At 74.3% G+C, this 19,005-nt stretch carries 18 protein-coding genes; 11 read left to right on the top strand and 7 right to left on the bottom strand.

All coding sequences use genetic code 11. The features are described 5' to 3' along the window. The first annotated feature begins 110 nt into the window (after positions 1–110). Both ACFRMQ_RS09100 and ACFRMQ_RS09095 read left to right on the top strand, forming a co-directional pair. Positions 111–611 (top strand): DUF2550 domain-containing protein, encoded by a 501-nt coding sequence (locus ACFRMQ_RS09100; protein WP_316526264.1) that lies wholly within the window; start codon positions 111–113, stop codon positions 609–611. A 64-nt stretch (positions 612–675) separates the two neighbouring features. Continuing rightward, complete coding sequence (locus ACFRMQ_RS09095; RefSeq protein ID WP_380728549.1) at positions 676–1,248, top strand: cob(I)yrinic acid a,c-diamide adenosyltransferase; 573 nt, start codon at positions 676–678, stop codon at positions 1,246–1,248. Positions 1,249–1,263: 15 nt separating this feature from the next. Here the strand turns inward: ACFRMQ_RS09095 and ACFRMQ_RS09090 are convergent, their stop codons facing one another. Further along, positions 1,264–1,854, bottom strand: a complete 591-nt coding sequence (locus ACFRMQ_RS09090; RefSeq protein ID WP_380728547.1) for a hypothetical protein — start codon at positions 1,852–1,854, stop codon at positions 1,264–1,266. A gap of 156 nt (positions 1,855–2,010) precedes the next feature. Here ACFRMQ_RS09090 and ACFRMQ_RS09085 point away from each other — a divergent pair, with 156 nt between their 5' ends. From ACFRMQ_RS09085 to ACFRMQ_RS09065, 5 genes are all read left to right on the top strand, one after another. Then, positions 2,011–3,219: a sensor histidine kinase gene (locus ACFRMQ_RS09085; protein ID WP_380728545.1), complete on the top strand. Its 1,209-nt coding sequence runs from the start codon at positions 2,011–2,013 to the stop codon at positions 3,217–3,219. After that, positions 3,216–3,866 carry a response regulator gene (locus tag ACFRMQ_RS09080; RefSeq protein ID WP_380728543.1) on the top strand — a complete coding sequence of 217 codons (651 nt, stop codon included), beginning with the start codon at positions 3,216–3,218 and terminating at the stop codon, positions 3,864–3,866. Before ACFRMQ_RS09085 ends, ACFRMQ_RS09080 begins: the two co-directional genes overlap by 4 nt. A gap of 441 nt (positions 3,867–4,307) precedes the next feature. After that, on the top strand, positions 4,308–5,177 hold the full coding sequence (locus tag ACFRMQ_RS09075) for a 3-hydroxyacyl-CoA dehydrogenase family protein (RefSeq protein ID WP_380728540.1): 870 nt from the start codon (positions 4,308–4,310) through the stop codon (positions 5,175–5,177). A 350-nt stretch (positions 5,178–5,527) separates the two neighbouring features. Continuing rightward, positions 5,528–5,848: an STAS domain-containing protein gene (locus ACFRMQ_RS09070; RefSeq protein ID WP_380697082.1), complete on the top strand. Its 321-nt coding sequence runs from the start codon at positions 5,528–5,530 to the stop codon at positions 5,846–5,848. 317 nt (positions 5,849–6,165) lie between these two features. Next, positions 6,166–8,487, top strand: coding sequence for an ATP-binding protein (locus ACFRMQ_RS09065; protein WP_380728538.1), 2,322 nt, complete (start codon positions 6,166–6,168; stop codon positions 8,485–8,487). Here the strand turns inward: ACFRMQ_RS09065 and nucS are convergent. Continuing rightward, positions 8,439–9,098: an endonuclease NucS gene (nucS, locus tag ACFRMQ_RS09060; protein WP_189915743.1), complete on the bottom strand. Its 660-nt coding sequence runs from the start codon at positions 9,096–9,098 to the stop codon at positions 8,439–8,441. The two genes, ACFRMQ_RS09065 and nucS, sit on opposite strands and share 49 nt — an antisense overlap. 484 nt (positions 9,099–9,582) lie before the next feature. On the opposite strand from nucS, the gene ACFRMQ_RS09055 reads away from it, so the two are divergent. After that, complete coding sequence (locus ACFRMQ_RS09055) at positions 9,583–9,975, top strand: SCO5389 family protein (RefSeq protein ID WP_316526255.1); 393 nt, start codon at positions 9,583–9,585, stop codon at positions 9,973–9,975. Between the two features lie 64 nt (positions 9,976–10,039). Here the strand turns inward: ACFRMQ_RS09055 and ACFRMQ_RS09050 are convergent, their stop codons facing one another. Further along, positions 10,040–11,350, bottom strand: a complete 1,311-nt coding sequence (locus ACFRMQ_RS09050) for an LLM class flavin-dependent oxidoreductase (protein ID WP_380728536.1) — start codon at positions 11,348–11,350, stop codon at positions 10,040–10,042. A 228-nt stretch (positions 11,351–11,578) separates the two neighbouring features. Here ACFRMQ_RS09050 and ACFRMQ_RS09045 point away from each other — a divergent pair, with 228 nt between their 5' ends. Beyond that, positions 11,579–11,902, top strand: a complete 324-nt coding sequence (locus ACFRMQ_RS09045; RefSeq protein ID WP_380728534.1) for an ATP/GTP-binding protein — start codon at positions 11,579–11,581, stop codon at positions 11,900–11,902. A 20-nt stretch (positions 11,903–11,922) separates the two neighbouring features. Here the strand turns inward: ACFRMQ_RS09045 and ACFRMQ_RS09040 are convergent, their stop codons facing one another. Together ACFRMQ_RS09040 and ACFRMQ_RS09035 are read right to left on the bottom strand one after the other, a co-directional pair. Next, the gene (locus ACFRMQ_RS09040) at positions 11,923–12,690 is read right to left on the bottom strand and encodes an ABC transporter permease subunit (RefSeq protein ID WP_380728532.1); all 768 of its coding nucleotides are present in this window, start codon (positions 12,688–12,690) and stop codon (positions 11,923–11,925) included. A 1-nt stretch (position 12,691) separates the two neighbouring features. After that, positions 12,692–13,705, bottom strand: coding sequence for an ABC transporter ATP-binding protein (locus ACFRMQ_RS09035; RefSeq protein ID WP_380728530.1), 1,014 nt, complete (start codon positions 13,703–13,705; stop codon positions 12,692–12,694). Positions 13,706–13,798: 93 nt separating this feature from the next. Between ACFRMQ_RS09035 and ACFRMQ_RS09030 the strand changes: the two genes are divergently transcribed. Next, positions 13,799–14,596 carry an alpha/beta fold hydrolase gene (locus tag ACFRMQ_RS09030; protein WP_380728528.1) on the top strand — a complete coding sequence of 266 codons (798 nt, stop codon included), beginning with the start codon at positions 13,799–13,801 and terminating at the stop codon, positions 14,594–14,596. Then, a complete protein-coding gene (locus tag ACFRMQ_RS09025) occupies positions 14,593–14,913 on the top strand; it encodes a hypothetical protein (RefSeq protein WP_380728526.1) in 321 nt (106 codons plus the stop codon). The genes ACFRMQ_RS09030 and ACFRMQ_RS09025 overlap by 4 nt, the downstream gene beginning before the upstream one ends. A gap of 138 nt (positions 14,914–15,051) precedes the next feature. Here ACFRMQ_RS09025 and ACFRMQ_RS09020 read toward each other — a convergent pair whose 3' ends face one another. Beyond that, positions 15,052–15,981: a cellulose-binding protein gene (locus ACFRMQ_RS09020; RefSeq protein ID WP_224283202.1), complete on the bottom strand. Its 930-nt coding sequence runs from the start codon at positions 15,979–15,981 to the stop codon at positions 15,052–15,054. A 117-nt stretch (positions 15,982–16,098) separates the two neighbouring features. Next, positions 16,099–19,005 (bottom strand): hypothetical protein (locus tag ACFRMQ_RS09015; RefSeq protein WP_380728524.1); only part of this gene is annotated, 2,907 nt, incomplete at its 5' end.

Here is a 19,005-nt window from a genome sequence, read left to right as displayed (position 1 = left end):
TCCCGGGGACGCGTGAGCGTGACCCCGGGACTGTCGTCGTAGTTGGTAGGTCAGCGCGGTCGCTTGTGCGACCGTTACGGGGAACGCGGGTAGCGAGGAGGTGGGTGAGCATGGTCCTCGCGCTTGTGGTGTGTGCGGCGGTCGTGGCCCTGGGTGTGATGGGCTTGATGGCCTTCGCCGTACGGCGCCGCCTGATCCAGCGGGTCGGCGGCACCTTCGATTGCAGCTACCGGCTCAAAATGCCCGCCGACGCCTCGACGCAGCCCGACCTCGACGAGAACGGCAAACCCACCTCAGCCCCGGTCCCCCCGACCGACGGCAAGGGGTGGGTTTTTGGTATCGGCCGCTACAGCGGTGACTCCATCGAGTGGTTCCGGGTCTTCTCGTACGCCCCGCGTCCGCGCAAGGTGCTGCCGCGCCGGGAGATCGAGGTGCTCGGCCGGCGCTACCCGGAGGGCCAGGAGGAGCTGGCGCTGCTGTCCGGCTCGGTGGTGCTGCGCTGCCTGCACAACGGGGCTCCGCTGGAGCTGGCGATGAGCGAGGACGCGCTGACCGGCTTCCTGGCCTGGCTGGAGGCGGCCCCGCCCGGGCAGAGGGTCAACGTCGCGTAGCGGCGGGACCCCCGGCCGGCAGTGGGGGTTAACGGCGCCTAACCTGCCCGGCTAGGCTGGCCGCATGGTCAATCTGACGCGCATCTACACCCGTACCGGCGATGACGGCACCACCGCGCTGGGCGACATGAGCCGGACCACCAAGACCGATCCGCGGCTGATCGCGTACGCGGACGCCAACGAGGCGAACGCGGCGATCGGGGTGGCCCTGGCCGTCGGAGAACTGTCCGAGGACGTGGCGGCGGTGCTGGTCCGGGTCCAGAACGACCTGTTCGACGTGGGCGCGGACCTGTCCACCCCGGTGGTGGAGAGCCCCGAGTACCCGCCGCTGCGGGTGCTCCAGTCGTACATCGACCGGCTGGAGGGGGACTGCGACCACTACCTGGAGCAGGTGGAGAAGCTGCGCAGCTTCATCCTGCCCGGCGGCACGCCCGGCGCGGCCCACCTGCACCTGGCCTGCACGGTGGTGCGGCGGGCCGAGCGCTCGACCTGGGCGGCGATCGCGGAGCACGGCGACAGCGTCAACCCGCTGACCGCGAAGTACCTCAACCGGCTGTCCGACCTGCTGTTCATCCTGGCCCGGGTGGCCAACAAGGAGCGCGGCGACGTGCTCTGGGTGCCGGGCGAGAACCGCTGAGCCATCGGCCTGGGTCTAGACCCCGGTCCGGGTCCTCTCGGAGACCACCCGGCCGTTCTCGACCGTCACGCCGGCCGGCGGCTGCTTGGGCCAGAGCGAGTAGCAGCCGGCCACGACCACGTTGACCACGGCCGCGATGCCCAGCTTGAGGTACCACTGGGCGAAGGTGCCGAAGTGCGCGGAGCCGCCGGAGAGCGGGACGAGCAGGGTGATCAGGCTCAGCGTGATCGCCGCCGAGACGACCGTCCGGCCGGCGATCTGCCACTCGTACCTGGTCCGTTCCGGCCCGTACTTCGGCGAGGGCAGCGGTTCGGGGCCGCCGGCGAAGCGGTGCAGGAAGTGCCGGTCGGCCCAGCGGACCAGTGAGGGGCCGTAGCCGATCGAGAAGCCCGCGTAGCTCGCGGCCAGGGCGTGGGTCCAGCTCGGGACGGCGCCGCCGCGCAGGTCGAGGACGGTGAGCGCGTACAGGGTGAGGTCCACCACCGGAAGGCCGACCAACAGGGCGGTGCTGGTGCGGCGCAGGCGCAGCAGGTAGCGGGTGGCGAGGCCGAGGCCGAGCAGGATCCAGAAGGAGATCTCGGCCGCGACGATGAGGGTGACGATCACGTTCTGCTCCCGGGTGTTCGGCGGTGCTCCCAGCTTCGTGCGCGGGCGCGCCCGCGTCGTCGTCGCGGGGTGCCGTCCGGGCCTGCACCTTTCGATGTAGCGGGCTCCTCCGCGGACCGGAGCCGGGCGGGGTGCCGGGGGTGGTGAGATGGGAACGTGCCCCTTCCGTTCCGTGCTCTCCCCCCACGCCGGCTGGACCAGCTGATCGCCCTGTGCGGGCTGCTCGGCGGCGCGGTGCTGATCGTCTTCAAGGTGTACGAGCGGCCCGAAGCCGTGCCGCTCTGGGCGGTGGTGCTGCCGCTGGTGGTGACGGCGGCGCTGGAGCTGGTCCGGCGCACCCGGCCGGTGCTCGCGGTGACGGTCGGCGGGCTGGCCTTCGCGGGGAGCCTGTTCGTCGGCAGCCTGCTGGCGACGCTGATCATGTACACCGATCTGCTGTACGCGGCGGTGCTCTACGGCGGTCCGCGGATGTCCCGGGTGCTGCACCTGACCGGCGGGGCCACCGTGCTGGTGCTGTCCGTCCTGGCCTGGTACACCGGCGGCACCTCGGCGGGGCTGCTGATCGTGGTGGTCGGTTCGCTGGTCTTCCTGGCGCCGGTGTGGACCGGCGACCTGGTGCGCAGGCACCGGCAGGAGGCGGAGGCCGAGCGGCTGCGGGCGGAGCAGACCGCGCTGCTCTCGGAGATGGACCGGCGCGAGGCGGTCGGCGCCGAACGGGCCCGGATGGCGCGGGAACTGCACGACGTGGTGGCCAACCACCTGTCGGCGATCGCGATCCACGCCACCGGTGCGCAGTCGGTGGCCCGGCGCCGCGGCCTGCCCGAGGCCGATCCGCTGGTGGAGGTGCTGGCGGTGATCAGGGAGAACAGCGTCCAGGGTTTGGCCGAAATGCGTCGCATGATCGGACTGCTCCGGGACAGCGGCGGGGGAGAGGTGGACGAGTCCTACGCGGCGCCCGACCTGGCCGCCGTGGACTCCCTGCTGGCCAAGGCCCGCGCGGCCGGCCGGGACGTCGGGCTGGACTTCGAGGTGGAGGAGCGGGGCGAGCGCGGCGAGCTGCCGGTGCCGGTCGGGCTGGCCGCGTACCGGATCGTCCAGGAGTCGCTGACCAACGCGCTCAAGCACGCCGGGCCCGGACTGGTCAGCCTGCGGCTGGAGTTCGGGCCGCGGGAGCTGCGGATCGCCGTCGACAGCCCGTACCGCGACGAGCCGGGGCGCGGTCTGCCCGGGGCCCGGGCCGGGTTGGTGGGCATGGCGGAGCGGGCCGGGCTGCTCGGCGGCAGCTTCGAGGCCGGGCCGAGGGACGGACGCTGGAGCGTGCGCGCGGTGCTGCCGCGCGCCGGGGAGAGCGAGGGGCGGGCATGACGATCAGGGTGCTGGTGGCCGAGGACCAGGCGGCGGTGCGAGCGGCGCTGGTGATGATCCTGCGCGCCGAGCCGGAGTTCGAGGTGGTCGGACAGGCCGCCGACGGCGAGGAGGCCGTCCGGCTGGCGCTGGAGCTGCGGCCGGACGTGGTGCTGATGGACGTGCAGATGCCCCGGCTGGACGGCGTCTCGGCGACCCGCGAGGTGGTCGCCGCCGGGGCCGCCCAGGTGCTCGTGCTGACCACCTTCGACCTGGACGAGTACGTCTACGGCGCGCTGCGGGCCGGTGCGTCCGGGTTCCTGCTCAAGGACCTGGAGGCGGACACCCTGATCGAGGGCATCCGGACGGTCGCGCGCGGGGACGGCATGCTGGCGCCCTCGGTGACCAAGCGGCTGATCGGGACGTTCGCCCGCCCGGGCCGGCCGGCCGGACCGGAGGCCCGGGCGGCGGTGGCGGCGCTGACCGGCCGCGAGCGGGAGGTGCTGGCCTGCATCGGGGCCGGGATGTCCAACGGGGAGATCGCGGACCGGCTGGAGATGGCGGAGGCGACCACCAAGACGCACGTCAGCCGCATCCTGGCGAAGCTGCGGCTGCGCAGCCGGGTGCAGGCGGCGATCCTGGCGCAGGACCTCGGACCGGACGGCTGACGGCGTCCGGCCGTCACTGACCGGGTGTCACATCCCCCGGGTGGGGCGCCCGGTCGGCTACCGGGTGATCGGCAGCGCGCGCACGCCGCGGACGTACATCCCGGTCCGCCACCGCAGTTTCCTCCTCGGGCAGGGGCCGTCCGGGCGGCCGGCAGGCGGCGCAGCAGGGCCTCCGGCTCCGTCTGGGCCGGTGGTGCGCCGGGGCAGCGGTGGCGGCCCTCCGGGCGCGCGGCGCGGGCCCCTCCGTGTCCTCGCCGGGGCGGCGCGCCGGTCTCCGGTCCGGTCCGGGTGGGTACAGATCACACTCCCGATCGCTATGGCGGGCGGGATCCGCGCACTAAAGTCCGCCGTGAGCAGTGCGGCTCCTCCGGCGGTGATCCCTGCCCTGAGCCGCCTTCAGGGCCCGCCCGCGGGGCGGCGACGGCATCGGGAGACCCAGCCATGAGCAATGCGTCCAGCAAGCAGATCGCCGTGATCGGTGCCGGCCTGATGGGAGCCGGCATCGCCCAGGTGTCCGCGCAGGCCGGCCACCCGGTGGTGCTGCGGGACGTCACCGAGGAGGCGCTCCAGCGGGGCCTGGCGGGCATCCGCGCCTCGTACGGGAAGTTCGTCGCCAAGGGCAAGCTGAGCGCCGAGGACGCCGAGGCCGCGCTGGGCCGGATCACCACCACCACCGACCTGGGCGCGGTCGCCGAGGCCGACATCGTGGTCGAGGCGGTGTTCGAGAAGCTGGAGGTCAAGGAGGGCGTCTTCCGCGAGCTCGACAAGCTCGCCAAGGACGGCGCCGTGCTGGCCTCCAACACCTCCGCGATCCCGATCACCCGGATCGCCGCCGCGACCCGGCGCCCGGAGTCGGTCGTCGGCGTCCACTTCTTCTCGCCGGTCCCGATGATGAAGCTGGTCGAGCTGGTGCGCGGCTACAAGACCAGTGACGAGACGCTGGCCACCGTCCGCGCCTACGCCGAGGGCGTGGGCAAGGAGGTCGTGGTGGTCAACCGCGACGTGGCCGGCTTCGTGACCACCCGCCTGATCACCGCGCTGGTCGTCGAGGCCGCCAAGCTGTACGAGTCCGGCGTGGCCACCGCCGAGGACATCGACACCGCCTGCCGGCTCGGTTTCGGCCACGCGATGGGCCCGCTCGAGACCGCCGACCTGACCGGCGTGGACATCCTGCTGCACGCCGCCCGCAACATCTACACCGAGACCCAGGACGAGAAGTTCGCCGCGCCGGAGATCATGGCCCGCATGGTCACCGCCGGTGACCTGGGCCGCAAGAGCGGCCGCGGCTTCTACCCGTACGAAGGCAAGTGACCCGGACGGTCCGAACGGACGGCGGGCCGGGCGGTCCCAGCACCGTACGGCCCGCTCCGCCGGGGTGGGTGAGTTTCCTCACCTCGGGTGCCGCAGACGGGTGATTTGGGCGGTAATCGAGCGTAGGTGTGGGGGCGACCTGCGTATATTCCCTCGGACGGGTGAAGTTGCCTCAGATCCGGCCGGAACCAGCAACCTGTGGAGCCGGTTCGCCGTCAGATGAGGGAACCCGGCATTCCGCCCGGGGCCGGATGTAGGGGCCACGGCCCTCCCGGACGCACCCCCGCCCCGTACCCGGCACGGCCGGGGCGTACCCCCCGCAGCAGGCCGTCCAGGCGAAGGAGGAGAGCATGCGCATCACCGGCGACCACACGGCGCTGGCCATCGAAGGCCGCCTCGACGTGCGCACCGCCGCCGACGCGCGGGCCCTGCTGCACCAGGCGGTGGACGGCGGCCTCGGCGATCTCGTGCTCGACCTCGGGCGGCTGGAGTTCTGGGACGCCACCGGACTCGGCGTGATCATGGGCACCCACCGGAGGGCCGGCCGGATCGGCCGCCGGCTGGTGCTGCGTTCCGTCCCCGCCCAGCTCCAGCGGCTGCTGGTGGCCACCAAGCTGCACCGCATCCTGGCCGTCGACGGCGCCACCGAGGCGCACGGGGCCACCCTCTGACGCTGCGCCGCCCGCGCACCCGCCCCCGGACACCGTGACCCCGTCCGGCGGGATCCACCGGACGCGCCCGCCCTTCCACGAGCCGCGCGCCGGACCGCGCGCCCACGCACCACCACCCCCACCGCGCAACGTCCCTGGTCAGCGCCGCCCGCCCGGCGGCGGCTCCGGACGCCACTGCACGGCCGGGCCCGAATGTGCGAGAGTCTGCCCGTCAGAAGACGGCCGCCGGGGCTGCCTCCAGCCCGGCCGCGGCCGCGACCGGGACGTCAGCCGGACGGCGCGGGACGCCGACGGCCGAGCACGATGCGGAGCAGAACGTGGCACAGCCATCCGGGGAGTTCCGTCAGGAGGGCGTCCGCGCCCGCGGCGGTGAACTGGTCTCCGGCGGCCTGCTGGTGGGCGTCGGCGCCCCGGACGGCTCCGAGGCCAGGCCCTGTCCCGAGGAGTGGCGCCCGCACCCCCGGCGGATCGAACGCAGCGAGCCCGCCCGCGGCCCGGCCGGCGGCGTCGGCCGCGCGGTCGGCCCGCTCGCGCTCGGCGCCGGCCCCGCCGACCTGCCGATGCTGGACCGCGAGGCCGACATCGCCGAACTGCTCGCCCTGCTCGCCGAGGGCCGCTCGATACGCCTGGTCGGCCAGGCCGGCTCGGGCCGCAGCGCACTGCTGTCGGCCGTCGCCGAGGCCGCCGCCGACCTCGCCCCCGGCGGTGTGGTGCAGCTCAGCGGCCACCACCGCACCGTCCCCGACCTGCTCCAGGACCTCTTCGCGGCCACCCACCACGCCCCCGGATTCCGACCCGACCCCGGGCAGCTGGCCGTCCACCTCGTCGGGGTCGGCGCGATCGTCGTGATCGACGCCGCGGAACCCTCCGGCGCCGAGCTGGAGCAGCTGCTCGCCGCAGCCCCCGGCTGCGCCTTCCTGATCTCCGCCGCCCCGGACGGCCCGCCGCTGCCGGCCGGCTCCCGGCTCCAGGACCACCTGGTGGCCGGGCTCTCCCGCTCCGCCTGCCTCGCCCTCACCGCCCGACTGGCCGGGCGCCCGCTGGACGTCACCGAGAAGGCCTGGGCGGTGGACCTCTGGTTCGAGTCCGAGGGCCTGCCGCTGCGCTTCGTCCAGGCCGCCGCGCTGCTGCGCCAGCGGGACGTCTCGGTGGACGCCCTGGTCGCCGCCGAGGACGACCGGATGGATGTCTTCGGCACCGTCGCCGAGCCCGCCCACGACCCGGACCCGGCGGTCCGGGAGAACGCGCTGCGCCGTACCGTCCCGCTGCCCTCGGTGCCGGAGACCGCCTCGCCCGCCGTCCGGCTCGCGGAGGGGCTGAGCGAGCCCGCACAGGCCGTGCTGCGGCTCGCGGTCGCGCTCGGCGGCGAGTGCCCCACCGCGCCGCACCTGCCGGCGCTGATCGACGTCGGCCAGGGCGAGGCCGCCCTCGCCGAACTCGCCGACGCCGGGCTGGCGGTGTCCGTCGACGGGCACCACCGGCTGACCGCGGGCGCGCTCGAACTGCTCGTCCCGCACTGGCCGGCCCGCGGCTGCGTCGACGGCGCCGCCCAGCACTTCGCCTGGTGGGTCGGGCACAGCTCGGTGACGCTGGAGCAGGTCGCCGCCGAGGCCGAGGTGGTGGTCGGCGTGCTGCTCGCCGACCGCGCCGCCGGGCGGCACGACGCGGTGGTCCGGCTCGCCCGGGCGGCGGCGCCCGCGCTGGCGCTGTCGCTGCGCTGGGGAGCCTGGGAGCGGGTGCTCGAACTCGGCCTGGAGGCGGCCCGCCGGACGGGTTCGCCGGTCGACCAGGCCTGGTTCCACCACGAGGCGGGCGTGCACGCGATCTGCGTCCGCCAGCCCTCCCGGGCCATCGCCGAACTGGAGACCGCGCTCACCCTGCGGGCCTCGGCGGGGGAGCAGCGCGGGGTGGCCGCCGCCGGTCGGATGCTGGACCTGTTGCGCGCCGAGGGCCGGCAGCTGCCCGCCGCCGCGCCCGCCGTGGTGGCGCCCGCCCGTGGGCCGGTGATCCGCAAGATCGCGGCCAGGGTGCCGGCCGGCCTGAAGTCCAGCAGGCGGCGGCGGGTGGCCGTGCTCTCCACGGCCGTGCTGACCCTGGGAGTGCTCGGTACGGCGGTGGCGATGAGCTTCAGCGGGCCGGACGAGACCAAGGGGAGGGAGCCGTACGGCGGCCGGCCGGACACCGGGGTCGGCGCCCCGGACACGCCGCACCCGCAGCCCTCCGGCAGCGGCGGCGCGGGCACCACCGGAGCCGGGCCGGGCAGCCCGGCGGGGCAGGGGACCAGCGCGGGGCCGACCGCGAGCGGCGGCACCTCGCACGCGTCGAGCGCCTCGCCGACGAGGCAGCCGAGCTCCCCGCCGGGGGCGGGCGAGTCGCGGGCCCCGCAGTCGCCGGCACCGGGCCAGTCAACGCCGCCGGACCCGCAGACGGGCCAGTCGCAGCCGCCCCAGCAGAGCGGGCAGCCCCCGAAGTCGCCGTCGGCGAGCCACAGCCCGTCCTCCCCGGCGAACACCCCGAGCACGCCGGCGGCCACCTCCGGGGCGCCGACGAGCCCGGGCGGGCCGAGCGGCCCGGCCACCCCGGGGACCGGTCAGAACAGCTTGAGCTTGTCGTCGTCGATGCCGCGCAGCTCGTCGTAGTCCAGCACGACGCAGCCGATGCCGCGGTCGGTGGCCAGGACGCGGGCCTGCGGCTTGATCTCCTGCGCGGCGAAGACGCCCTTGACCGGGGCGAGCAGCGGGTCCCGGTTGAGGAGTTCGAGGTAGCGGGTGAGCTGTTCCACACCGTCGATCTCGCCGCGGCGCTTGATCTCGACGGCCACCGTGGCGCCGTCGGCGTCGCGGCAGAGGATGTCCACCGGACCGATCGCGGTCGGGTACTCGCGGCGGATCAGCGACCAGCCGGAGCCGAGCACCTCCATCCGGTCGGCGAGCAGTTCCTGGAGGTGGGCCTCGACGCCGTCCTTGATCAGGCCCGGGTCGACCCCGAGCTCGTGGGACGAGTCGTGCAGCACCTCCTCCAGCGTGATGATCAGCTTCTCGCCGGCCTTGTTCTCCACCGTCCAGACCCCGTCGGCCTCCTTGAGGACGCACGGCGGGGACATCCAGTTGAGCGGCTTGTAGGCGCGGTCGTCGGCGTGGATGCTGACGCTGCCGTCGGCCTTGACCAGGATCAGCCTGGTGGCGGAGGGCAGATGGGCGGAGAGCCGACCGGCATAGTCGACTGAGCAGCGGGCAATTACGAGACGCACGGTCGACCACGCTAGCCCACCAGGGCCAGTTGATGCGATTCCGCGACGGCGGGGTGAAGACGGCGCGAACCCGTCCAACATGGAGGTCGCGCGGTCCCGCTGCCGCCCGTCGACGTCTGGCGCCCCTCCCCTCGGTTCGCTACGGTGTGTGACGGCACGCTTGCGGGATCGCTGTCAACGGGGATGGAGACTTCGGATGAACGATCCAACGGGATCCGGCCAATCTGGTGCGCCGCACCGGATTTCCATGGAAATCCACAGGAACGACCAGTCTGCCGAGCCGTCGACTGCCACGCTGTTCTGAGCGCGTTCGGTACACGGGACGTCACGTCCCGTGGTGCCGTCGCTCCTCGCGAAGGCGTCGGAAACCCCCGTCCCTCGGTGTTCCGGACGCCTCATGCGAACTTCGCCCCACCCTCACTGTGAGCTTGACCTACGCACGACCACCCGGGCGCCGCGCGGGTGGACCGCGAGAGGAGAATCCATGTCGCTCGACGTCTCACCGGCCCTGCTGGAGAAGGCCGAGCGGGGCGAGGTCGACGAGCGGGAATTCGTCGACTGCGTCCGCGTCTCGCTGCCGTACGCCTGGGACCTGATCAGTTCGCTGGTCGCCCAGGCGAAGGTCGACGGCACCGACTTCGCCGACAACCAGGTGCCGCCGCCCAGCGAGCAGGCCCGCGGCCAGCTGCTGCGCGCCCTCGCCAGCGATGCCATCCGGGGCGCGCTCCAGCGCCACTTCGGTGTCCGGCTGGCCTTCCAGAACTGTCACCGGGTGGCGGTGTTCCTGCCGTCGGAGCCCAACGAGGCGAGGTACGAGCGCTTCACCTCCGTCCGGGAGCAGCTGCTCAACCAGTCCGAGGAACTGCGGGACTGCTGACCCCGCCGCGGCGCCGGCCGCCCCGTCCCCCCGGTGCGGGGAGGGGCGGCGGCCGCCCGGAACGCTAGCCCAGCTGCGGCAGCACCTCAGAGCCGAACCGGGCGATGTTGTGCAGGGTCGCCTCGTGTTCGCCGCTGCCCTCGGCGAGCAGCGCGAAGCGCCGGATCCCGGTGCGTTCGGCGGTGGCCAGCAGCCGGTCGGCGCACTGCCGCGGGGTGCCCACCGCGTGCAGGTCGCAGAGCAGCTCGGTGTACTGGCGCGGGTCGCGCATCGACCGTTCGCGCCCGTCCACCGTGCGGTGCGCGCCGAGGCCGTACTCGAACCAGCCGGGCATCGCGTTCAGCAGTGTGGACCGGGCCGCCGAGGTCCGGTCGTCGACCTGGGCCACCCCGGCCGCGACGTGCCGGCGGCCGACCCGGCGCAACTGCTCCTCGCTCCGCCCGGCGGCCAGCCAGGCGGACCGGTACAGCTCCAGCATCCGCAGCTTGTCCTCGTCCCCGGAGTGCATGCCGAGCAGCATCGGCAGGCCGCGCTCGGCGGCCAGCCGCACCCCGCCCGGCGAGGTGCAGGCGACCACCATCGGCGGGCCGGCCACCGGCCGCCCGGTGACGGTGAGCTCCTCGCCGAGGCCGTCGTCGTCCCGGCGCTGGCGGGGGAAGCGCACCGGGCCGGACCGCCCGCCGAGGCCGAGCCAGCTGCTCAGAGCCGCCCGCCGCACCGGTTCGGTGGCCCGCGGCACCACCGCGACCTCGGGGAAGGCGAACTGCGGGCCGTCCGCGCCCACCCGGGAGCCGCGCAGCCAGCGCAGCAGCAGGTCCAGCCGCTCCGGGAAGCCGCGCTCGAAGGCGTCCACGCCGCCGCCGAACACGTTCAGGTCGATCCACGGCCCGCCGCGTCCCACCCCGAGCGTGAACCGCCCGCCGGAGGTGAGGTGGAGCAGCGCGGCCTGTTCGCCGAGCGCGACCGGGTGGCGGGTGGAGAGGACGCTGACGGCCGTGCCGACGCCGATCCGGCGGGTGCGGCCGAGCAGCATCGCGGCCAGCGTGGCGGCGTCCGGGCAGACCCCGTACGGCACGAAGTGGTGTTCGGCCAGCCAGACGCTGTCCAGGCCCGCGCGCTCGGCCTCGACGGCGGAGCCGACGGTGCGCTCCAGCGCCTCGCCGTGGCTCTGCCCGGGGAACTGGGCGGACAGCAGGAACAGGCCGACCCGGACCGATCCGGTGGCCGGCGGCAGCGCGCCCGCCCGCTGGGTCACGGGCAGCGGCTCGCCGGCGACGGCCGTCACCGGGGGGACGGTGGTCAGCGCCGGGCCGGTGGCGGGCGGCCGGACCCCGACGGGCCGAGCGGTCTCGACGCGGGTGGTGGTCTTGCTCATGGTGGGGGCCTCCTCGGGTGCGCGCAGGGTCGCGGGCCCCGCCTCTTCCCCTTGTGGGTATCGGATGTCATGTGCCAATGGCACGCGGAACCCCCGATTTCCCCGATGATCGGGTGGATCTCTGCAAAAAGGCCGAAGTACCGGACGGACCCGTGGTAGTGGCCGTGCGGGAGCCGGGCCGGCCGTAGGCTGGAACGACCCACAGCCCAGCAGGAGAGGGAGTCCGCCGTGTCGCCGCGCCGCAACCGGATCAAGAGCGCCGCCCCCCGCGAGAGCGCCGAGCCGGCCGCTCCGCTCGGCGGTTCGCTGCGCCGCACCGAGAGCTACCAGGGCGACGACTGGGTGGTGCAGACGGTCGCCGGGACCTCGGGGCGCTCCTACCGCTGCCCGGGCTGCGACCAGGAGATCCCGTCGGGGGTGGGCCACGTGGTGGCCTGGCCGATGCACGGCGCGGGGGTGGACGACCGGCGGCACTGGCACCGCGCCTGCTGGGGCGCGCGGGAGCGCCGGGCCTCCAACCTGCTGAGGGGCCGCGGCGCTCCGCGGTACTGACGGTCCCGTCGGGGGAGCCGCTACGCGTCGCGCCGCTTGAGCACCAGCGCGCCGCCGACCAGGGCCGCCGCCGTCCAGACCAGGCAGATCAGGAAGCCGGCCAGCGGCCCGTACGGCTGGCCGTGCTGCTCGTACACCAGCAGCATCCGCGAGCCCGCGTAGTCGGGGAAGTAGTGGGCCAGGGTCCGGACCTTCGGCACCGCCGAGAGGATCGGCGAGAGCAGGAAGAAGAACGGGACCAGGACGCCGAGCGCGAGCGTCTGGCTGTGCAGCATCGTGGTGACGCCCGCCGCGAACAGGCAGAGCATCGTCAGGTAGAGCGCGGCCCCGAACACCGCGCGCAGCACGTTGGGCTCGCCGATCGTGGTGGAGTGCGAGCCGAGCAGCGACTGGCCGACGAAGAAGGTGACGAAGGCCGTCACCAGCGATACGGCGAGGGCGAGCCCGCCGAGCACCGCCGCCTTGCCGGTGAGCAGGGTGGCGCGCTGCGGGACGGCGGCCAGGGTGAGCCGGATCATGCCGCTGCTGTACTCGTTGCCGATCGCCAGCACGCCGAAGACGATGATCGCCAGCTCGCCGAGCTGGATGCCGGCGAAGGACGTGCTGGTGGCGTCGAACGGGGTCTGCTGGCTGCCCCGGAACTCGGCGAAGTTGTTGTTGGTGAGCAGGGACAGCAGCGCGCCGATGCCGACCGTGACGACGAAGGTCAGCGCGAGCGTCCAGAGCGTCGAGCGGACGCTGCGGATCTTCGTCCACTCGGAGCGCAGGACCGCGGGGAAGGACGCCATCTCAGTTCTCCTCCTGCCGTGCCGTGGTGGTCTGCCGGGCGCCGTCCGGCTGCCGCCCGGCGCCCCACTGGCGGGTCGGTTCGGCCGCGCCGGCCGCGTCCCGGCCCGGTCCGTCGCCCGCGTGGTACTCCACCGAGTCGGCCGTCATCCGCATGAAGGCCTCCTCCAGCGAGGCCTGCTGCGGGCTGAGCTCGTGCAGCACCACGCCGTGCCCCGCGAACAGCTCGCCGAGCCGGGCGATGTCCCCGTCGACCACCTCGTAGGCGCCGTCCGGGCCCGGCTCGTGGCGCAGGCCCGCCCCGGCCAGCACGTCGAGCATCCGCTCGGGCTCCGGGCCGCGCAGCCGGACGGCGGAGCGGGAGTTGCGCCGGATGAACTCCGGCATGGGCAGGTCGGCGAGCAGCCGGCCCCTGCCGATGACCACCAGGTGGTCGGCGGTGACGGCCATCTCGCTCATCAGGTGGGAGGAGACGAAGACCGTCCGGCCTTCGGCGGCGAGGCGCTTCATCAGGTTGCGGACCCAGAGGATGCCCTCCGGGTCCAGGCCGTTGACCGGCTCGTCGAACATGACGATCTCGGGGTCGCCGAGCAGGGCGGAGGCGATGCCCAGGCGCTGGCCCATGCCGAGCGAGAAGCCCCGGGCGCGCTTGCGGGCCACCGGGGTGAGGCCGACCAGGGCGAGCACCTCGTCCACCCGGCGCTCGGGGACGCGGTTGCTCTGGGCGAGCCAGAGCAGGTGGTCGCGGGCGGTGCGGCCGGGGTGGACGGCCTTGGCCTCCAGCAGGGCACCGATGTACTTGAGCGGTTCGCTGAGCCGGCCATAGTGCTTGCCGTCGATGGTGACCCGGCCGGCGGTGGGGCGGTCGAGGTCGAGGATCATGCGCATGGTCGTGGACTTGCCCGCGCCGTTCGGGCCGAGGAAGCCGGTCACCACGCCACGGGGGACCTGGAAGCTGAGCCGGTCCACCGCGAGGGTCTTGCCGTAACGTTTTGTCAGCTCGTGCAGCTCGATCATTCGTGCTCCCTCAGTTCCTTGCCAGGCTAGGACAAACGGGATATCGCGGCCCGCTGAGTGGGCCCGCGCGGCGCACCGCAATAGGTTGGGCGCATGACCCAGCTCCCCTCCGCAGTGTCCGTCCGCGAGAGCGGTACCGGAACACCCCTCGTGCTGCTGCACGCCTTTCCGTTGAACGCCTCGATGTGGTCGTCCCAACTGGACGCGCTGCCCGGCCTGACCGGAGACGAAACGCGGGTGCTCGCCCCCGACCAACGGGGGTTCGGCGGCACCGTGCTGGGCGGGGACGACCCCTCGCTGGACCCGGTCGCGGACGACCTCGCGCTGCTGCTGGACGCGGCCGGGATCGAACGCGCGGTGGTCGGCGGGCTCTCCATGGGCGGCTACGTGGCGCTGGCCTTCGCCCGCCGCCACCCCACCCGGCTCGCCGGGCTGCTGCTGGCCAACACCCGGGCCACCGCCGACACCGACGCCGTCCGGGCCAACCGGGAACGGATCGCCGCCGCCGTCACCGCGCGGGACAGCGTGGGGCTGCTGCTGGACGAGCAGGTCGCGGCCGGGCAGCTCGGGCCCCGCTCGCAGCACCTGGTGGAGCGGGTGCAGGCGATGGTCGCCGCCGCGCCGCCGGCCGCCGTCGCCTGGGCCCAGCGGGCCATGGCGGCCCGCCCGGACTCCCGGGACGTGCTGGCGGCCCTGCGGGTGCCGGTCGCGATCGTCACGGGCGCCGACGACGCCCTGGTGGCGCCGGAGGAGGCGGAGCTGATGCTGGACGTCCGGCCGGACGCCCGGCTGACCGTCCTCCCCGGGGTGGGCCACCTGAGCGCCCTGGAGGCGCCCGAGGCCTTCGACGCCACCGTGCGCGCCCTGCTCACCCGGGTGGCCGCCGGATGAGTCAGGAGAGCCAGGACTCGGCGGCCTGGGACTACTCGGCGCTGGAGGTGACCGGCCGGATGCCCGTGACCAACCGGGGCGAGGGGCTGGTCGAACTGACCCTGGAACCGCTCGGCGAGGACTACTGGATGCGCCCGGGGGAGACCTTCATCGTCACCTCGTACGGCGACTACGGGCCCGGCCACCCCTTCGAGGTGCAGTACTGGCCGGACTCGGTGTCGGTCTGGTGCACCTCCTGGTTCGGCACCGTCTCGGACGACGAGGGCAACCAGCTCAGCAGCGGCTACCAGCGCCCCGACGGGGCCTATCCCCGCTAGGCCCTGTCCGGCCGATCCCGCCGGGCCCGCGACGCCGTGCCCGGGCTCCAGAAGCGCCCGAGGTGATGACGGCGCGAAAGCGGACAGGCCCTCACCCGGGCGGGTGAGGGCCTGTGGTGCCGGCCGGGTCGGCCAGCGTCAGCGCGACTGCTGGGCGGGCACGCCCATGGTGTCGTCGTTCGGCAGCGAGGCGGCGGCCACGGCCGCGCCGGTCAGCGTCGCCAGCATCTCGCGGACGTTGGTCAGCTGGGCGTTGATGCTGTCGCGGCGGTTGGTGAGCGCCGCCAGCTCGCGCTCGGATTCGCTGCGGATGCGGTCGGCCTTGGCGTTGGCGTCGGCCACGATGTCCTCGGACTGGCGCTGGGCCGTCTCGACGGTCTGGCGGGCGCGGCGCTCGGCGTCGGTGCGCAGCTTCTCGGCCTCCAGGCGCAGCTGCTCGGCCCGGTGCTCGATCTCGGCCAGGCGCTTCTCGGCCTTGGCCTGACGGGCGGCCAGGTCGCGCTCGGACTGCTCGCGGCGCTTGGCCAGGTTGGTCTCGAACTCCAGCGCGGCCTGGGCGGCCTTGGTGCGGGTGTCCTCGAAGAGGGCGTCCGCCTCCTCGCGCTTGTTCTGGGCGTCCTTGTTGGCCTCGGCGCGCAGCTGGGCGGCGTCGCTCTTGGACTTGTCGACGATCCGCAGACCCTCGTCCTCCGCCTTGGCCTTGCGGTCCTTGGCGTAGTTCTCGGCCTCGGTGCGGACCTGCTGGGCGGCGGCCTCGGCGAGCTCGCGGTGCTGCTCGGCGGCGCGGTGCGCCTCGTCGCGCAGGTCCTTGGCCTCCTCCTCGGCGAGTCGCAGGATCTTCTCGACCCGGGCGCCGAGACCGGCGTAGGAGGGCTCCTGCTCGACGACCGCCGCCTGGGCGGACTGGGTCTCCAGGTGGAGTTCCTCGATGCGCTTCTCCAGCGCGCTGATCCGGGTCAAGGCACTGTCACGGTCGGCCACCAGCTTGGTGATCCGCTCGTCGACCTGGGCGCGCTCGTACCCACGGCGCACCAGGTCGAAGCCGTGAGGGGAGTGACTGTCGCTCATGGGGTTCTGGGCTTCCTGTCGTCAAACCGCTGAGGTGGTTGAGGGAATCCTGACACGGTACCGGAGTGTCGGCGGCGATACGCCGTCCTCTCACGGACAATGACCGCCAATGTCCGCTCAATCGGGTGGTGAGCTCTTGGAGCGATTGCCACCCGACCGGGGGGAGCCAACTCCGGCACCCGCCTTGGCGCCCCCGTCCTTCTTGGTGCTGCTTCCCCCGTTGGCCTGGGCGACCGGTGACGGTGCCTCGAACGCCTCCAGGGCGGACAGCACGTCCTGGACCCTGGAGATCTCGGTGTTGATGTCCTTGCGGCGGCGCACCAGTTCGTCCAGCTCGCGCCGGCCCTCGTCGGTGACCCGCTTCGCCTCGGCCTTGGCCTCGGCGAGCAGCCGCTCGGCCTCCGCCTTCGCCAGCTCGATCTGCTCGTCCGCGGCCTCGTCGGCGTCCCGCAGCCGCTTCTCCGCCTCGGCGGCGGCCCGGTCCAGCCGCTCCTCGGCCTCGGTCTCGGCGGACGTGAGCTTTGTCTCGGCCTTGCCGATGAGCGTCTCGGCCCGGTCGGTGGAGGCGGCGAGCTTGGTCTCCGCCTCCTTCAGCAGGCCCTCGGCCTTGCGGACGGCGGAGATCCGGACCTTGCTGGCCTCCGCGGAGGCCTCCGAGGTCAGCTCGTTCGCCCGGTCCTCGGCGGCGGCGACCAGCGCCGCGGCGCGGTCCTCGGCCTCGGCGACGGTGGCCACCGCCTGCTCCTCGGCCTCGGTCAGCTGCTCCTGCGCGGCCGTCACCAGCGCGTCCACCCGCTCGCCGGCCGACTTCATGGCCGCCGCGTTCTCCTTGCGGGCGCGCTCGTGCAGCGCCTCCACCTCGGCGTCGGTGCGCTCGCGCAGCTCCTCGGCGCGCTCGCGGATCGCGGTCGCGTCCCGGCGGGCCTCGGCGAGCAGCGCGTCCGCGTCGGAGCGGCCCTTCTCGACCTCGCCCTGACCGGCCGCCTCGCCGGCCGCGACCAGCCGGTCGGCCTCCTTGCGGGCGGCGGCGACCATCGCGTCGGCCTGCTCCTCGGCGGCGGCGGTGGTGGCCAGCGCGGTGGTCTGCGCGTCCTCGCCGAGCGACTCGGCGTCCGCGAAGGCCTTCTCCAGAACGGACTTGGCCCGCTCGCGGGTGGCCTTGTCGAACTGTTCGGCGGCCTCCCGGGTCTGCTCGTCGTAGGCGTCGGCGCGGGTGCGGGTGGCGGTCTCGTAGCCCTCGGCCAGGGTGCGGGTGGCGAGGGCGTACTCCTCGGCCTCGGCACGCAGGCCGGCGGCCAGCTCCTCGGCGTCGGCGACGGTGCGGGCGCCCTGGGCCTCGGCCTCGGCCACCGTGCGGGCGGCTCGCGCCTCGGCGTCGGCGCGCAGCTGCTCGGCGGTCTCCTGGGCGGCGTGCAGCTCGGCCTCGGCGTCCGTGCGCAGCTGCTCGTCGTAGGCCCGGGCCTCGGCGCGCAGGCGGCCGATCTCGTTCTCGGCGGTGTCCCGCTCGGTGGCCAGCTCCAGCTCGGTCCGCTCGCGCAGGGCGGTGGTCTCGGCCTCGGTACGGGCCCGCAGGCCGGCGGTCTCGCGGTCGACGAGCTCGCGCTGCTCGGCGGCCTCCCGCTCGGCCAGGGCGCGCAGCTCGGTGGCGTACGCCTCGGCGGCCTCGCGCTGCTCGGTGGTCTCCCGGTCGGCCAGGTCGCGCTGCTCGGTGGCGTCCTGTTCGGCCGCCTCCCGGACCTCGGCGGCCTCCCGGGCGGCGGCGGCCTTGAGCGCGGCGATCTGCTCGGCGGCGGCCTCGTGCATCCCGGCCACCGACTGGCGGACCTCGGCGGCCTCCTCCTCGGCGACGGAGACCAGGTCGGCGCCCTCGGCCTTGGCGGCGGCGACCAGCTCTTCGCCGTCGGCCTTGGCCTGCTCCAGCTCGGCGGCGGCCTCGGCGCGGATGCCGTCGGCGGCGGCGCGGGCCTCGGACAGCGCGCGGCCGGCCTCGGCGCGGACGGTCTCGGCCTGCTCGTTGGCGAGGGCCAGTTCGGCGGCGGCCTTCTCGCGGGTGGCCTTGGCGTCCTTGGCGGCCTCGTCCCGGCGCCGTTCGGCGGTGGCCTCGGCCTGCTCCAGCGCCTGGTCGGCAGCGGTGCGCTGCTCGGTGGCGTAGGTGTCGGCCTGCTCGCGGACCTCGGTGGCGTGGGCCTCGGCGGCCGCGTGGGTCTCGGCGGTGTGCCGGTCGGCGGCCTCGTGGGCCGCCAGGGCGTACGTCTCGGCGGCCTCGCGGACCTCGGCGCTGTGCTGTTCGGCCGCTTCGCGGGTCTCGGCGCTGTACTGGTTCGCCGCTTCCTGGACCTCGGTGCTGTGGCGGTCGGCCGCCTCGCGGACCTCGGCGGTCTCCGCCGCGGTGCGCTGGGTGAGTTCGGTGGCGTGCCGGTCGGCTTCGGTGCGTACGCGTTCGGCGTGGGCGTCGGCGCTCTCGCGCAGTTCGGTGGTCTCGCGTTGGGCGAGGGCCCGCAGCTCGTCGGCGGCCTGCTCGGCCTCGGCCCGGGTGTCCGTGGCGTAGCCGTCGGCCTGCTCGCGGACATCGGTGGCGTAGGCGTCGGCGGCGGTGCGCTGCTCGTCGGCGTACGTGTCGGCTTGCCCGCGGACCTCGGCGTCGTGCTGTTCGGCCGCTTCGCGGGTCTCGGCGCTGTACTGGTTCGCCGCTTCCTGGACCTCGGTGCTGTGGCGGTCGGCGGCCTCGCGGACCTCGGCGCTGTGGCGGTCGGCGGCCTCGCGGACCTCGGCGCTGTGTTGATCGGCCGCCTCGCGGACCTCGGCGCTGTGCTGTTCGGCCGCCTCGCGGACCTCGGCGCTGTGCTGTTCGGCCGCCTCGCGGACCTCGGCGGTCTCCGCCGCGGTGCGCTGGGTGAGTTCGGTGGCGTGCCGGTCGGCTTCGGTGCGCACGCGTTCGGCGTGGGCGTCGGCGCTCTCGCGCAGTTCGGTGGTCTCGCGTTGGGCGAGGGCCCGCAGCTCGTCGGCGGCCTGCTCGGCCTCGGC

The sequence above is a fragment of the Kitasatospora sp. NPDC056783 genome, from assembly GCF_042789895.1.
GTDB lineage: Bacteria > Actinomycetota > Actinomycetes > Streptomycetales > Streptomycetaceae > Kitasatospora.
The sequence above is the reverse complement of the archived record's forward strand: the minus strand, read 5'-3'. Positions and strand labels throughout refer to the sequence as shown.

What these genes read in the sequence shown, in the direction of transcription:
- ACFRMQ_RS09100 (WP_316526264.1), top strand. Translation starts at nt 111, where the DNA reads ATGGTCCTCGCGCTTGTGGTGTGTGCGGCGGTCGTGGCCCTGGGTGTG.
- ACFRMQ_RS09095 (WP_380728549.1), top strand. Translation starts at nt 676, where the DNA reads ATGGTCAATCTGACGCGCATCTACACCCGTACCGGCGATGACGGCACC.
- ACFRMQ_RS09080 (WP_380728543.1), top strand. Translation starts at nt 3,216, where the DNA reads ATGACGATCAGGGTGCTGGTGGCCGAGGACCAGGCGGCGGTGCGAGCG.
- ACFRMQ_RS09075 (WP_380728540.1), top strand. Translation starts at nt 4,308, where the DNA reads ATGAGCAATGCGTCCAGCAAGCAGATCGCCGTGATCGGTGCCGGCCTG.
- ACFRMQ_RS09070 (WP_380697082.1), top strand. Translation starts at nt 5,528, where the DNA reads ATGCGCATCACCGGCGACCACACGGCGCTGGCCATCGAAGGCCGCCTC.
- ACFRMQ_RS09055 (WP_316526255.1), top strand. Translation starts at nt 9,583, where the DNA reads ATGTCGCTCGACGTCTCACCGGCCCTGCTGGAGAAGGCCGAGCGGGGC.
- ACFRMQ_RS09050 (WP_380728536.1), bottom strand. Translation starts at nt 11,350, where the DNA reads ATGAGCAAGACCACCACCCGCGTCGAGACCGCTCGGCCCGTCGGGGTC.
- ACFRMQ_RS09040 (WP_380728532.1), bottom strand. Translation starts at nt 12,690, where the DNA reads ATGGCGTCCTTCCCCGCGGTCCTGCGCTCCGAGTGGACGAAGATCCGC.
- ACFRMQ_RS09035 (WP_380728530.1), bottom strand. Translation starts at nt 13,705, where the DNA reads ATGATCGAGCTGCACGAGCTGACAAAACGTTACGGCAAGACCCTCGCG.
- ACFRMQ_RS09030 (WP_380728528.1), top strand. Translation starts at nt 13,799, where the DNA reads ATGACCCAGCTCCCCTCCGCAGTGTCCGTCCGCGAGAGCGGTACCGGA.
- ACFRMQ_RS09025 (WP_380728526.1), top strand. Translation starts at nt 14,593, where the DNA reads ATGAGTCAGGAGAGCCAGGACTCGGCGGCCTGGGACTACTCGGCGCTG.
- ACFRMQ_RS09020 (WP_224283202.1), bottom strand. Translation starts at nt 15,981, where the DNA reads ATGAGCGACAGTCACTCCCCTCACGGCTTCGACCTGGTGCGCCGTGGG.